The 14,053-nt window shown below is 62.1% G+C and carries 9 protein-coding genes; 1 reads left to right on the top strand and 8 read right to left on the bottom strand.

Translation table 11 applies throughout. From position 1 onward, the window contains the following. Positions 1-5: 5 nt before the first annotated feature. On the bottom strand, positions 6-1,223 hold the full coding sequence (locus ACOCLD_RS12470) for a CynX/NimT family MFS transporter (RefSeq protein WP_422909386.1): 1,218 nt from the start codon (positions 1,221-1,223) through the stop codon (positions 6-8). Then, positions 1,216-1,674 (bottom strand): nucleoside deaminase, encoded by a 459-nt coding sequence (locus ACOCLD_RS12465; RefSeq protein WP_422909385.1) that lies wholly within the window; start codon positions 1,672-1,674, stop codon positions 1,216-1,218. The genes ACOCLD_RS12470 and ACOCLD_RS12465 overlap by 8 nt, the downstream gene beginning before the upstream one ends. Before the next feature lie 105 nt (positions 1,675-1,779). On the opposite strand from ACOCLD_RS12465, the gene ACOCLD_RS12460 reads away from it, so the two are divergent. Then, complete coding sequence (locus ACOCLD_RS12460; RefSeq protein ID WP_422909384.1) at positions 1,780-2,631, top strand: LysR family transcriptional regulator; 852 nt, start codon at positions 1,780-1,782, stop codon at positions 2,629-2,631. Here the strand turns inward: ACOCLD_RS12460 and ACOCLD_RS12455 are convergent. The 6 genes from ACOCLD_RS12455 to ACOCLD_RS12430 all read right to left on the bottom strand — a co-directional run bounded on the left by ACOCLD_RS12455 (position 2,579) and on the right by ACOCLD_RS12430 (position 13,773). After that, complete coding sequence (locus ACOCLD_RS12455) at positions 2,579-4,054, bottom strand: efflux transporter outer membrane subunit (protein WP_422909383.1); 1,476 nt, start codon at positions 4,052-4,054, stop codon at positions 2,579-2,581. The genes ACOCLD_RS12460 and ACOCLD_RS12455 overlap by 53 nt on opposite strands. A gap of 71 nt (positions 4,055-4,125) precedes the next feature. Beyond that, positions 4,126-7,233, bottom strand: a complete 3,108-nt coding sequence (locus ACOCLD_RS12450) for an efflux RND transporter permease subunit (RefSeq protein WP_422909382.1) — start codon at positions 7,231-7,233, stop codon at positions 4,126-4,128. Continuing rightward, on the bottom strand, positions 7,230-10,328 hold the full coding sequence (locus ACOCLD_RS12445) for an MdtB/MuxB family multidrug efflux RND transporter permease subunit (protein WP_422909381.1): 3,099 nt from the start codon (positions 10,326-10,328) through the stop codon (positions 7,230-7,232). The genes ACOCLD_RS12450 and ACOCLD_RS12445 overlap by 4 nt, the downstream gene beginning before the upstream one ends. After that, entirely contained in the window at positions 10,325-11,554 is a 1,230-nt protein-coding gene (locus ACOCLD_RS12440; RefSeq protein WP_422909380.1) for an MdtA/MuxA family multidrug efflux RND transporter periplasmic adaptor subunit, read from the bottom strand. The genes ACOCLD_RS12445 and ACOCLD_RS12440 overlap by 4 nt, the downstream gene beginning before the upstream one ends. Before the next feature lie 232 nt (positions 11,555-11,786). Continuing rightward, positions 11,787-12,287 carry a thiol peroxidase gene (gene tpx, locus ACOCLD_RS12435; protein ID WP_257778454.1) on the bottom strand — a complete coding sequence of 167 codons (501 nt, stop codon included), beginning with the start codon at positions 12,285-12,287 and terminating at the stop codon, positions 11,787-11,789. Between the two features lie 142 nt (positions 12,288-12,429). Beyond that, the gene (locus tag ACOCLD_RS12430) at positions 12,430-13,773 is read right to left on the bottom strand and encodes an alanine/glycine:cation symporter family protein (RefSeq protein WP_392539912.1); all 1,344 of its coding nucleotides are present in this window, start codon (positions 13,771-13,773) and stop codon (positions 12,430-12,432) included. Positions 13,774-14,053 lie beyond the last annotated feature (280 nt).

Here is a 14,053-nt window from a genome sequence, read left to right as displayed (position 1 = left end):
AGACTTTACTCAGGCACGGCGCTGCCGGTTGGCTGCTGGTGGTTGCTGGAAATACGCCAGTAACTGGCCGGGCTGAAGCGCTGCGTCAGTGCCAGCATCAGTGCGACGCAGAACAGCATCAGCAGCCAGGTACTGGCAAAGCTGCACGAGTGTTCGCGCAACCAGCCGCCCGCCGCCGGTGCCAGGGCGTTGAGCAGAAAGCCAATGCCCTGCACGAAGGCCGCCAGTTGCCCGGCAGCGCGTGGTTCCTGCAAATGGTCGAGGCTGAGGATCAGGCTCAAGGCAAAACAGGCACCCAAGCCGAAACCGATCAGTGCCACCCACAGCAAGGGCAACTGCTGCGGGTAGAACAACAGCCCGGCAAACCCCACTAATTGCGCCAACAGGCTGATACTCAGCAGGCCGCGACGTTCTCGGGTGCGCTGAGCCAGCGCCGGCATGGCCAGAGCTGCCAGCACCTGAAACAGTGTCATCCAGGCCAACAGCGCCCCGCTGTTCTGGCTGCTCCAACTCAACTGCTGGTAATAGGCCGGCAGCCAGGCCACCACGGTCATATAGCCGCAGTTGCTCAAGCCAAAATACAGGGCCAGTGTCCAGGCTCGTCTATTACGTACAAACCGCCCCAGACGCTGATCCGCTGCCAGTGCCTGGGCCTCACGCAAAGGCGTGCGTAGCCATATCAGTAACGCCAACAACGCTGGCAGTGTCCATACCGCAAGCCCCATCTGCCAGTGACCGGTGCGCTGCGCCAGATGCGGGCTGAGCCATGCGGCCAGGCCACCACCGCCCATCAGGGCAGCGCTGTACAAGCCCATGGCAATTGCCACCCGCCCGGCAAAACGGCATTTGATCAACCCAGGCACCAACACCTGAATCAAGGCGATGCCCAAACCGGCCAGCAGCGCCGTGAGCAAGAGCAACAGGCTGTGATCGACCACGCCGCGTGCCGCACCGGCCAGCAGGATGCACAGCAAGCCGCAGGCAATGCCCCTGCCCTCGCCCAGACGCGCCTCGACCTGAGCGCTGAGCAGCGCCACCAGGCCCATGCACACCACTGGCAAGGTAGTCAGCAGGCCCGCCATCTGGAACCCCAGGCCAACGCCTGCGCGAATGTCATTGAGCAGCGGGCTGATGGCCGTCAGGCTCGGCCGCAGGTTGAGCGCCAGACTGATCACCACCAGCAGCCAGGCCAGGCTGCGCCAAGCGGATTCGCGTTTATGCATGCTGCGCCTGCCAGCGCTGATACAACCCGCGCATGACGCTATGTGGCTGCTGCTCGATGCGCAGGGTCTGTTCTGCCAGAGGCCGGCTCAACTGCTGGTACAACGCCGCCGTGGACAAACCAAAGAGTTCTGCCTCGGCATTCGCGGCGGCAAACACCACCCGGCTGATGCCGCACAGGTGCATGGCGCTCAAACACATGGGGCATGGCTGGCCACTGGCATAGATCACGCAACCATCCAGGCGGTTGCTGCCCAGCAACTCGCTGGCCTGGCGTATGCACAACAATTCGGCATGAGCGCTGGGGTCGTGGCGCATATGCAGCTGATTGCTTGCCGCACTGATCACCTGGCCGTCACGCACCAACACTGCGCCGAAAGGTCGACCGCCCTGGGCCAGGTTGGCAGCAGCCAGGCCCACGGCCTGCTCGAGAAAATCGCGCTCATCGCACATCGCGTACTCATCATCAACTGATCACGGCAGGCGATTATCCCGAGCCAGCCAAGTATGCTGAAATTAAATATAAGAATGCCTACCAGTTGATCTAGGAATAGTCAGATGCTCGATCACCAGTTGCTACGCGCTTTTGTTGCCGTGGCCGATTGCGGTAATTTCACCCGCGCGGCTGAACGCCTGCACCTGACCCAATCGACGGTCAGCCAGCAGATACGGCGTCTGGAAGATGACCTTGGCTGCCGTTTACTCGACCGGAGCGCACGGCAGGTACTGATGACCGCCGAAGGCGAACAACTGTGCAGCTATGCCCGTCGTATCCTGGCGCTGCACGATGAGGCCGAAGATGTACTGCGCCACCAGCAAAGTGAAGGCGTGTTGCGTCTGGGCGTGCCAGAAGACTTTGCTGCCGAACGCCTGATGCCACTGCTCGCCGACTTTGCTGCCACGCAAACCAGCGTGCGCCTGGAGGTCACCAGTGGGCTCAGTCCGGAGTTGTTGCGCCAGTACCGTGACGGTCAGTTCGATGTGCTGTTGAGCAAGCAGATGAACCCCGGCAGCGATTGCCTGGCAGCCTGGGCGGAACCGCTGTGCTGGCTGGACAGCCAGCAGCAGCCGGCCTTGCAGCGCGAGCCTTTACCGCTGGTGGTGTTTGCCCCAGGCGGCTTGTATCGCCAGGAAATGATCCAGACCCTGGACATGCAGGGCCGTGCCTGGCGGATCAGCTACGCCAGCAGCAGCCTGGCCAGCGTCTGTGCAGCCGTGGCTGCCGGTCTGGGTATCAGCCTGCTCCCGCGTCGGGTAGTGCAGGCGGATCACCGGATCATCGACAGCCTGCCAGTGATCGAAGGCCTGCACCTGACGTTATACGCCCGGGCGAACCTCGGCCCGGCCGGCAATGCCCTCAAGGAGCGCTTGTACCTGTTGTGTCAGGAGCAGGCTGGCGCTCAGCTTTAGGCGGCACCTCCTGTAATGCCTGTTGTTGCCAACCACCACCGAGCGCGGCGATCAGTTGCACGCTGGCGGTCAAACGGCTGCCCAGCAGGCTGAGATTGCTGCGTTCGTTGTTCAGCGCCGTGGCTTGCACGTTAACCACGCTGTTGAAGTCCACGGTGCCGGCGCGGTACTGGTTTTCGATCAGGCGCAGGGATTCGCGGGCAGCTTGCAGCGCTTCCTGCTGGATCAGCGCTTCCTGCTCCAACACGCGCAGCTGCACCAGGTAGTCCTCCACCTCACGGAAGCTGTCGAGCACCGCCTGGCGGTATTGCGCCACGGTCTGGTCGTAGGCCGCTTCGCTGCGTTCCAGCTCGGCGCTGCGCGCGCCGCCATCGAACAGGGTCAGTGCCAGCTGCGGGCCGAGGGACCAGAAGCGGTTGGGCAGATCAATCCAGTCAGCAAAGCTGCTGCCACGGTAGCCGCTGCTGGCGGAGATGCTCAGGTCCGGATACCAGGCGGCTTCGGCGACGCCGATTTCGGCGTTGGCGGCCATCACCCGGCGCTCGGCGGCGGCGACATCCGGACGACGCTCCAGCAGTTGCGACGGCAGCGCCACGGGGATTTCCGGCAGGGTTGGGAGTTGTTCTCGCACGGCGATATCCAGTTCGCTCGGCGGCACACCGATCAGCACAGCAATCGCATGCTCCAACTGCGCGCGCTGCCATTTCAGATCAATCGCTTGGGCCTGGGTGCTTTTCAGCTGGGTCAGGGCCTGGCTGACATCGGATTTCGGCACGATGCCGGCGTTGTACTGGTTTTCCGTCAGTTTCAGCGAACGGGCATAGGCGGCTACGGTGGCATCGAGCAGGCGCTGCTGATCATCCAGCACGCGTAGTTGCAGGTAGTTCTGCACCAGTTCCGCCTGCAGGCTGAGTTTTAGCGCGGCGAGATCCGCTGCGCTGGCCTCGAAGCCGGCGCGGCTGGACTCCAGCGAGCGGCGCAGTTTGCCCCAGATATCCAGCTCCCAGGTGGCATTCAGGCTCAGGTCATAGCTCTTGCTGACAACGCTGGTACTGCTGCTGGTATTGGTGGTGCCACTGCCCTGACTGTTACGGGTAACCCCGGCGCTGCTCGACAGACTTGGATAAAACGCCGCTCGCGCGCCACGCACCAGAGCGCGGGCCTGACGATACTGCGCCTCGCTGGCGGCCAGGTTCTGGTTGGAGACATTCAACTGATCAACCAGAGCATTCAGCTCGACATCGCCATACAGCTGCCACCAGTTGCAACGCGCCAGCGCATCACCGGGCTGGGCTTGGGTCCAGCCTTCGATCTGTTTGAACTGCGCCGGGGTTTGCAGCTGCGGGCGCTGATAGTCCGGGCCGATGGCGCAGCCGCCTAACAATAAGCTGAGTGTAAGCAGCCCCATGTAGGAGCGGGCCATGCCCGCGAATGGCTTCGCAACAGAAAAGGTTTCGCGAGCATGGCTCGCTCCTACGGGTGTTGGCAGCAGAGTCATAACGGGGTTTCCAGGGCAGCGTCAGTACGCACTCCGCGCCAGCGGTTGACCCGGTGGCGCAGGCGGTCGAAGTACAGATAAATCACCGGAGTGGTGTACAGGGTCAGCAGCTGGCTCAATACCAGCCCGCCGACAATGGTGATGCCCAGCGGCTGGCGCATTTCCGAACCTTCGGCGCTGCCCAGCATCAGTGGCAATGCCCCGAGAATGGCGGCCAGGGTGGTCATCATGATCGGGCGAAAGCGCAGCAGGCAGGCCTGACGGATGGATTCCTCCGGGCTCAGGTGCTGCTGGCGTTCCAGCTGCAGCGCCAGGTCGATCATCAGGATGGCGTTCTTCTTGACGATGCCAATCAGCAAAAACAGACCGAGCAACGAGATCAGACTGAATTCGATGCTCATCAGCTGCAACGCCAGCAACGCGCCGACGCCGGCAGAAGGCAAGGTGGAGAGGATGGTCAGCGGATGCACATAGCTCTCGTAGAGCACGCCAAGCACGATATACACCACCACCAGCGCCATCAGGATCATCCATGGCTGGTTCTGCTGAGTCTTTTGAAATGCGCCGCCGGTGCCACCGAGCACGCCCTGCACTTCAGTGGGTAGGCCGACTCGGGCAATCGCGGTGTTGATCGCCTGACTGGCTTGATCAAGGCTGACCCCTTCGGCCAGGGCAAAGCCGATGTTTTCCGCAGCGAACTGGCCCTGGTGGTTGACCCGGTCTTCTTCCAGGCTGCGCTCCCAACGGGCAAAGCTGGACAGCGCCACGCGCCCACCATCAGCCGTGATCAGCTGAATCTGATCGAGAGTTTCCGGGTATTGGGCGAACTGCGGGTTGATCTCCATGACCACGCTGTACTGGTTCAGGCTGTCATAGATGGTCGACACCTGACGCTGACTGAAAGCGTTGTTCAGCACCGCCGTGATCATGTTCATGTCCACGCCCAAGCGCTTGGCCACATCACGCTCGACCACCAGACGAATCTGCTGGGTGCCATCGGCCTCCTTGGCATCGATATCAGTCAGCTCCGGCAAGGCGCGCAGGGCTTCGCGTACGGGCGGCAGCCACTTGCGCAGCTCGTCGAGATCGCCCGACAGCAGCATGTATTCATTTTCCGAGCTGCGCCCTTCCCGCCCGCCAATCTGCAGATCCTGGTCCGGCATCAGGAACATGCGCCCGCCGGGCACCTTGGGCACCGACTGGCGCAGGCGATTGATCACTTCCTGGGAGCTGGCCTGACGCTCGCCAATCGGTTTGAGGCGCACGATCATAAAGGCATTGCTGATACCGCCCCCGCCGCCAATAAACCCGGCCACACTTTCCACCGCAGGATCGGCGAGCAGCGCACGGCGGTAGATTTCCAGTTTTGGCTGCATGACCTGAAACGACAGGCCGTCATCACCGCGGATAAACCCGATCAGCTGACCAGTGTCCTGCTGCGGCATAAAGGTCTTCGGCACGCTGACAAACAGGAAGATGTTCAGCGCGATGGTTGCCAGCAGGCTGAACAGCATCAGCAGGGAATGGCGCAGCGCCCAGTCCAGGCTGCGTTGATAGAACGCCAATACCCGCGTTTGTAGGGCCCCGCCCCAACGCTGCATGGCACTGGGTTGCTGCTCAATGGCTTCGGCCTTGAGCCAGCGCGCACAGAGCATCGGCGTCAGGGTCAGCGACACCAGCAGCGAGATGACAATGGCCACCGCCAGGGTGAGGGAGAACTCGCGGAACAGGCGCTCGACGATACCGCCCATAAACAGAATCGAGATAAACACTGCGACCAGCGACAGGTTCATCGCCAGCAAGGTGAAACCTACCTCGCGCGCGCCCTTGAGGGCCGCCGCCATGGGCGTTTCGCCGGCCTCGATATGCCGCGAGATGTTTTCCAGCACGACGATGGCATCGTCCACCACCAGGCCGGTAGCGATGATAAGCGCCATCAGCGACAGGTTGTTCAGGGAGAAACCCAGCAGGTACATGGCCGCAAAGGTGCCGACCAGCGATACCGGCACCGCCAGCGCCGGTATCAGTGCCGCACGCCAGCGGCCGAGGAAGGCAAACACCACCAGAATCACCAGCACCACGGCAATCAGCAGGGTCTGCTCGGCCTCGTGCAGGGTGGCGCGAATCACCGGCGAGCGGTCCATTGCCACTTGCAGGTCGATACTGGCGGGAATCACTGCACGCAGAGCCGGCAGTTGCTCGCGAATACCGGCGATGGTTTCGATGATATTGGCCCCGGTCTGGCGGTTAATCACCAGCAGCACCGCTTGCTCATCATTGAAGAAGCCACTGTTGTAGCGGTCCTCAACGCCATCTGTCACGGTCGCGACATCGCCCAGGCGTACTGCCGCGCCGTCCTGGTAGCGAATGATCAGCGGCAGGTAATCGGCGGCCTTTTCCAGTTGATCGCTGGCCTGTACCTGCCAGTGCCGCTCGGCATCTTCCACCGCGCCTTTCGGCCGTTTGGCGTTGGCTGCGCTGATGCTCTGGCGCACTTCATCCAGGGCAATGCCGTAGTGATCGAGCAAGCGCGGCTCCAGAGCCACGCGCACCGCTGGCAAGGAGCTGCCGCCAATCTGCACTTCACCGACGCCGGTGACCTGGGCGAGCTTCTGCGCCAGGATGGTCGACGCCACGTCGTACAGCTGGCCCTTGTTGAGCACGTCACTGGTCAGCGACAGCACCATGATCGGCGCCTGCGACGGGTTGACCTTGGCGTAGGTGGGCATGCTGCGCATGCCGCTGGGCAGTAGCTCGCGCGAGGCATTGATCGCCGCCTGCACTTCACGGGCGGCCGCGTTGATATCACGATCCAGGTCGAACTGAATCATGATCCGCGTACTGCCCTGGCTGCTGCGGCTGTTCATCTGGCTGATACCGGCGATGGTGCCGAGCGAGCGTTCCAGCGGCGTGGCCACGCTGGAGGCCATGATCTGCGGGCTGGCGCCCGGCAGGCTGGCCTGCACGGTAATCGTCGGGAAATCCATCTGCGGCAGCGGCGCCACTGGCAGCAGGCCAAAGCTGACGCCGCCGAGCAGCATGATCGCCAGGCTCAGCAACAGGGTGGCCACCGGCCGACGGATAAAGGGCGCAGAAAGGTTCATGGGTTGACCGCAAGCCCCGCCGCACTGCGGCCGCTGATGCGGCGCGACAGGCGATCGAAGTACAGGTAGATCACCGGTGTGGTGAACAGCGTAAGGATCTGGCTCAGCAGCAACCCGCCGACCATCACCAGGCCCAGCGGTTGACGCAGTTCAGCGCCGGAGCCGGTGGCCAGCATCAGCGGAATCGCGCCAAACAGCGCGGCCAGGGTGGTCATCAGAATCGGCCGAAAGCGCAGCAGCGCCGCCTGGTAGATCGCCGCTTCCGGCTGCATGCCCTGGTTGCGTTCGGCGTCGAGGGCGAAGTCGATCATCATGATCGCGTTCTTCTTGACGATGCCGATCAGCAGAATGATGCCGATGATCGCAATCAACCCCAGCTCGTTACCGCTGAGCAGCAAGGCCAGCAGCGCGCCCACACCGGCCGAAGGCAAGGTGGAGAGAATGGTGATCGGGTGGATATAACTCTCGTAGAGCACGCCGAGCACGATATACATGGTGACGATAGCCGCCAGAATCAGCAGCAGGGTGCTCGACAAGGAGGCGCGGAAGGCTTCTGCTGCGCCTTGAAAGCGCGTCTGCACCGCTGGCGGAATGCCGATTTCCTGCTCAACCCGCTCGATCACCGCCACCGCCTCGCCCAGTGACACGCCGCTGGCCAGGTTGAATGACAGGGTGGCCGCTGGGAATTGACCGATATGGTTGATCAGAAGGCTGGCGGCACGCTCCTCGACCTGAGCCAGGGTCGACAGCGCAACCTGCTGACCATCGGCGGCCTTGACGTGAATCTGCCGCAGCGCCGCCGGGCCGATGCTGCCAGCGTTCTCACTTTCCAGTACGACGCGGTACTGGCTGGCCTGGGTGTAGATGGTGGAAATCTGCCGCTGACCGAAGGCGTCGTACAGCGCGTTGTCGATATCGGCGATGCTGACGCCGAGACGCCCGGCCATATCGCGGTCAATCTGCAGAAACACCTGCAGGCCACGGTTCTGCAGGTCGCTGGCCACATCGGTCAGTTCCGGCTGTTCGCGCAACGCGCTGACCAGTTTAGGCACCCATTCTTCCAGCAGGCCGATATCCGGTGACTCCAGGCTGAACTGGAACTGCGTACGGCTGACCCGATCCTCGATGGACAAGTCCTGCACCGGTTGCAGGTACAGCTCGATGCCGGGAATCCGCGCCAGTTCCGGGCGCAACCGTTCGATAATCTGGCTGGCGCTGAGATCGCGCTCGGCTCGTGGCGTCAGGTTGATCAGCAGACGGCCGCTGTTGAGCGTCGGGTTGTCACCATCCACGCCGATATAGGACGACAGGCTGGCCACCGCCGGGTCCTGCAGAATCACTTCAGCCAAGCGCTGCTGACGCTCGCTCATGGCGCGGAAGGAAATCGATTGCGGTGCTTCGGAAATGCCCTGGATCACCCCGGTGTCCTGCACCGGGAAAAAGCCCTTGGGCACCGCCAGGTACAGCACCACAGTCAATGCCAGGGTGCCGATGGCCACCAGCAAAGTCAGCGGTTGATGCTTGAGCACCCAGGTCAGCCACACGCCGTAACGGGCGATCATGCCGTCGATCACTGCCCCGGCGGCGCGGTAGAAGCGCCCCTCTGCGTCGGGCTTTTCCGCCTTTAGCAGGCGTGCGCACATCATCGGCGTCAGGGTCAGGGAAATGACCAGAGAAATCAGAATGGCCACCGCCAGGGTGATGGCGAACTCGCGGAACAGCCGCCCCACTACGTCCGCCATAAACAGCAGCGGAATCAGCACGGCGATCAGCGAGATGGTCAGCGACACCAGGGTAAAGCCGATCTGCTTGGCGCCTTTGAGCGCCGCATTCAGCGGCGTTTCGCCTTCTTCCAGATGGCGGGCGATGTTCTCCAGCATGACGATGGCATCGTCCACCACAAAGCCGGTGGCGATAGTCAGGGCCATCAGTGTCAGGTTGTTGATGGTGAAGCCGGCCAGGTACATCACGCCGAAAGTGCCAATCAGCGACAGCGGCACGACGATGGACGGGATGATGGTCGCCGACACCTTGCGCAGAAACAGGAAGGTCACCAGCACCACCAGGCTGATGGCCAGCAGCAGCTCATGCTGTACACCCTTGACCGCCGCGCGGATAGTTTCAGTGCGGTCGGTCAGCACACTGACCTCGACGCTGGCCGGCAGGCCCTGGGTCAGCTGGGGCAACAGCATCTGAATACTGTCGACCACATCGATGACGTTGGCCCCGGGCTGGCGTTGCACATTGACCAGCACCGCTTCGCTGCGGTTGGCCCAGGCCGCCAGACGCTGGTTTTCCGCGCCGTCGATGATTTCGGCGACATCTTTCAGGCGCAGCGTGGCGCCGTCCTTGTAACCGAGGATCAGCTCGCGGTACTCGTCGACGGATTTCAGCTGGTCATTGGCATCCAGTTGCGACACCCGCGTCGGGCCGTCGAAGTTGCCTTTGGGCTGGTTGACGTTGCTGGCGGTGATCAGCGTGCGCACATCGCTGAGGTTCAAACCATAGGACGCCAGGGCCTCCGGATTGACTCGCAAACGCACGGCCGGGCGCTGGCCGCCGGCCAGGGTCACCAGGCCGACGCCGCTGGTTTGCGCAAGTTTCTGCGCCAGGCGGGTATCGACAAGATCGAACACCTGCGGCAGCGGCATGGTTTTCGAGCTGATGGCCAGGGTCAGCACCGGAGTGTCGGCCGGGTTGACCTTGTTGTACACCGGTGGCGCCGGCAGATCGTTGGGTAGCAGGTTGCTTGCGCCATTGATCGCCGCCTGCACCTCCTGCTCGGCCACATCCAGCTTCACCTCCAGATTGAAGCGCAGGGTGATGACCGATGCACCGCCCGAGCTGGTTGAGGACATCTGCTTCAACCCAGCCATCTGCCCAAACTGGCGCTCCAGCGGCGCGGTCACTGCGCTGGTCATCACGTCCGGACTGGCGCCTGGGTAGAGGGTCATCACCCGGATGGTCGGGTAATCCACCTCGGGCAGCGCCGAGACGGGCAGCAGGCGATAGGCGATCACACCGCTGAGGAAGATCGCCAGCATGATCAGCGTGGTGGCGACCGGACGCAGGATAAACAGGCGGGAGGCGTTCATTGGGCGCGCGGTGCTCCCTTGCGCTCAGGCTTGGCCGTGGGGGGCTGGGTGACGCCAGGGGTGTCGCTGATGACCTCGACCTTGTTGCCGGAACGCAGGCGATCGGTGCCTTCCAGCACCAGGCGCTGCCCTGGGGTCAGGCCCTGCTCCACCACGCTGCGCTGACCGTCGCTGGGGCCGACACTGATCGGCGTCAGCTGCACCTTGTCTTCAGCATCCACCACATAGGCGAAGGTGCCGCTGGCGCCGAACTGCAGCGCCGCCGAGGGCATCAGGGTGACGTTCTGCAGGGTTTTAACGCGCAGACGCACGTTGACGAACTGGTTGGGGAAGAGCATTTCCTCGGCATTGGCAAAGCGCGCCTTTAGCTTGACCGTGCCGGTGGCGGTGTCGATCAGGTTGTCGATGCTCTCCAGTTCACCGTCGGCCAGTTTGAGTTTCTCGCTGCGGTCCCAGGCCTCGACCGCCAGGGTTTCCCCTGCGCGCAGCTGCTGCACCACGGCGGGCAGTTCGGCTTCCGGCAAGGTAAAGGTCACGGCGATGGGCAGGGTCTGGGTAATCACCACCAGCGGCAAGGTGTCGCCGGAGCCAACCAGGTTGCCCACGTCCGCCTGACGGATACCCAAGCGGCCACTGATCGGCGCACGGACCTGGGTGAAATCGAGGTTGAGCTTTGCAGTGGCGACATTCGCCTGCAGGCTCTTGATCCCGCCACGGTACTGATTGACCAGCGCTTCCTGGGTATCGAGGGTCTGCTTGGCAATCGAGTCTTCGGCATACAGACCGCGGTAACGCGCCAGGTCGAGTTCGGCATTGCGCAGCTGCGCCTGACTTTCCTGCAACGCGCCCTGGGCCTGCTGCAGGGCAATTTCATAGGGACGCGGGTCGATAACCGCGAGCAGATCGCCGGCCTTGACCTGCTGGCCATCCTTGAAGAGCAGCTTGACCAGCTGACCATCAACCCGGCCACGCACATTCACGGTGTTATAGGCCGTGACAGTGCCCAGGGCCTTGAGTTCGACCGGGAAGTTGCCCTGGCTGACATCGGCAACCCGCACCGGAATCGGCCCCATATCGCCAAAAGGTCCGCGGCGCATCTGTTGCGGCTGCGTTTTGCCGGGCCAGAACCACCAGAGCAGAAGCAGTAGCGCGGCGAGCAGCACCAGGCCAATCAGCCATTGGCGCGACAGGTTGCGGGGACGACGGGTGAGCTGTGTATCAGGCATGGCAACGATCACTTCCTTGGGGAGCGTGAACGATATTCACTATCAGCCGGCCTGCAAAGCCTCTTTACCGCCTATTTACCTTTTCCTTACGTAACTAAATCCCTGATCCGCAAATAAAAATATCCAAGTAGACGTCTTGCGGTACTGGGCAACGCTGTACAGCTGGCCACCCTGAGTGGCAGGCAAAAAAACGGCCCGCAGTGCAGGCCGTCGCTACAGCGTCTAGCGGCTGTTACTTCAGCGCTGCCAGAGCCGCGTCATAGTTCGGCTCGTCAGCGATTTCGCCAACCAACTCGCTGTGCAGCACTTTATCGTTTTCATCCAGCACCACCACTGCACGGGCAGCCACACCGACCAGTGGACCGCTGGCGATGGCCACGCCGTAATTCTTGAGGAACTCGACGCCACGCATGGTCGACAGGTTGATCACGTTTTGCAGGCCTTCTGCACCGCAGAAACGCGCCTGAGCGAACGGCAGGTCGGTGGAAATGCACAGCACCACGGTGTTGGCCAATTGGCTGGCGCGGGTGTTGAAGGTGCGCACCGAGGTGGCGCAGGTCGGGGTATCAACACTTGGGAAAATATTCAGGACTTTACGCTTGCCGGCCAGGCTGGCCAGGCTGACATCACTCAGGTCACCGGCGACCAGGCTGAACGCCGGAGCCTGCTGGCCTACCTGCGGCAGTTGACCGGCGACTTCAACCGGGGAACCTTTGAGCGTGACTTGTGCCATGGGATTGATCCTTATCTGTGCAATTGAGGGGCGGAAAACAAGTAAGGGCGCGAACCCGCCAAATGGCAAGCCCGCGCCCTTGCAATGAGGGCAAGCAGAGCTGACCGTAGAGTCAGACTACCCTGCTCGCCCAGGCGACACATCAATTTTTTGCAAAGTGATCCTTGGTCAGCTTGACCACGATCGGGCTGAGCAACAGCAGCGACAGCAGGTTGGGGATTGCCATCAGACCGTTGAGGGTGTCGGCCACCAGCCAGGCAAAGTCCAACTGGGCAATCGCGCCAAACGGCACGGCCACCACCCAGAGAATGCGAAACGGCAGGATCGACTTGGTGCCGACCATGTACTCCCAGCATTTCTCGCCGAAGTAGCTCCAGCCGAGGATGGTGGTAAAGGCAAACACCACCAGTGCCAATGTCAGGATATAACCGCCGACGCCTGGCATGGCCTGTTCAAAGGCGGCGGCTGACAGAGCAGCGCCGCTGGCACCGCTGGTCCATACGCCAGAGGTGATGATCGCCAGACCGGTCATCGAGCAGATGATGATGGTGTCGATAAAGGTCCCGAGCATGCCGATCATCCCCGAACGTACCGGGCTGTTGGTGGTGCCGGCCGCCTGAGCGATACCGGCAGTACCCAGACCTGCTTCGTTGGAGAAAATACCGCGCGCCACACCAAAGCGAATCGCCGCCATCACTGCTGCACCGGCAAAACCACCGGTAGCCGCAATCGGGGTGAAGGCGTAGGTGAAGATCATTTCAAAGGCTTTGGGGATTTCCGCGGCATTGACCACCAGCACCACCACTGCAGCGATGATGTAGGCCACACACATAAACGGCACCAGGGTTGCGGCGACCTTGCCGATACGCTTGATGCCGCCGAGGATTACCAGGCCAACCACCACCATGGTCACCACGCCGGTAACCCACAGCGGAATGTTGAAGGTGGTTTGCAGGGCTGCAGCCATGCTGTTGACCTGCACCATGTTGCCGATGCCGAAACCAGCAAAGCCGCCGAAGATGGCAAACGCAGTGCCCAGCCACAGCCACTTCTTGCCCAGGCCGTTCTTGATCGCGTACATCGGGCCGCCGACGTGCTCGCCGCGCTCGTCTTTCTCGCGGTAGTGCACCGCCAGTACCACTTCACTGTACTTGGTGGCCATGCCGACCAGTGCGGTACACCACATCCAGAACAGTGCGCCTGGGCCGCCGAGGAAGATCGCAGTGGCCACGCCAGCAATATTGCCGGTGCCCACAGTGGCGGCCAGGCAGGTCATCAGCGCCTGGAACGGGCTGATCTCGCCACTCTCGGCATCGCCTTTTTGACGGCCTTGCCACATCAGCTTGAAGCCTGCGCCAATCTTGCTCAGCGGCATGAACTTCAGGCGCAGCATGAGGAACAGGCCGGTGCCAAGAATCATCACCAGCATGGGCGGTCCCCAGACCACGCCGTTGAGTTGATTGACCAGGGTGTTGATAAATTCCATGCTCATTTCCTTATTCTTGTAGTGAACGCGAGGTGGGTAGCCTTCGCTTGTCCGATTGCCGGGTAGGCGATGCTGTTACACATAACGCGAGCCGGGTTGGCGCGCCTGTAAACAACGGATCGGGCTATACCAGTCAGCACAACGACTGCCCGGTGATCAGCGGCGGTCAGTATATGAAGACTGCGATAGTGGTTTTCACTGTTTAGATTTCAACGCTCAGACGTTTTGAGCGAGGGGCGCAATTTAAACGCGAACTAACTGGCTTAATCCAGCATCGCCC

Source organism: Pseudomonas cimarronensis (genome assembly GCF_049331905.1).
Lineage (GTDB): Bacteria > Pseudomonadota > Gammaproteobacteria > Pseudomonadales > Pseudomonadaceae > Aquipseudomonas.
Note: the sequence above shows the minus strand (reverse complement) of the source record. Positions and strands in the feature narration are given on the sequence as shown.

Bases quoted from the DNA above. Each gene is read 5' to 3' on its own strand.
- ACOCLD_RS12445 (WP_422909381.1), bottom strand. From the start codon at position 10,328: ATGAACGCCTCCCGCCTGTTTATCCTGCGTCCGGTCGCCACCACGCTG.
- ACOCLD_RS12455 (WP_422909383.1), bottom strand. From the start codon at position 4,054: ATGGCCCGCTCCTACATGGGGCTGCTTACACTCAGCTTATTGTTAGGC.
- tpx (WP_257778454.1), bottom strand. From the start codon at position 12,287: ATGGCACAAGTCACGCTCAAAGGTTCCCCGGTTGAAGTCGCCGGTCAA.
- ACOCLD_RS12460 (WP_422909384.1), top strand. From the start codon at position 1,780: ATGCTCGATCACCAGTTGCTACGCGCTTTTGTTGCCGTGGCCGATTGC.
- ACOCLD_RS12450 (WP_422909382.1), bottom strand. From the start codon at position 7,233: ATGAACCTTTCTGCGCCCTTTATCCGTCGGCCGGTGGCCACCCTGTTG.
- ACOCLD_RS12465 (WP_422909385.1), bottom strand. From the start codon at position 1,674: ATGTGCGATGAGCGCGATTTTCTCGAGCAGGCCGTGGGCCTGGCTGCT.
- ACOCLD_RS12440 (WP_422909380.1), bottom strand. From the start codon at position 11,554: ATGCCTGATACACAGCTCACCCGTCGTCCCCGCAACCTGTCGCGCCAA.
- ACOCLD_RS12470 (WP_422909386.1), bottom strand. From the start codon at position 1,223: ATGCATAAACGCGAATCCGCTTGGCGCAGCCTGGCCTGGCTGCTGGTG.
- ACOCLD_RS12430 (WP_392539912.1), bottom strand. From the start codon at position 13,773: ATGGAATTTATCAACACCCTGGTCAATCAACTCAACGGCGTGGTCTGG.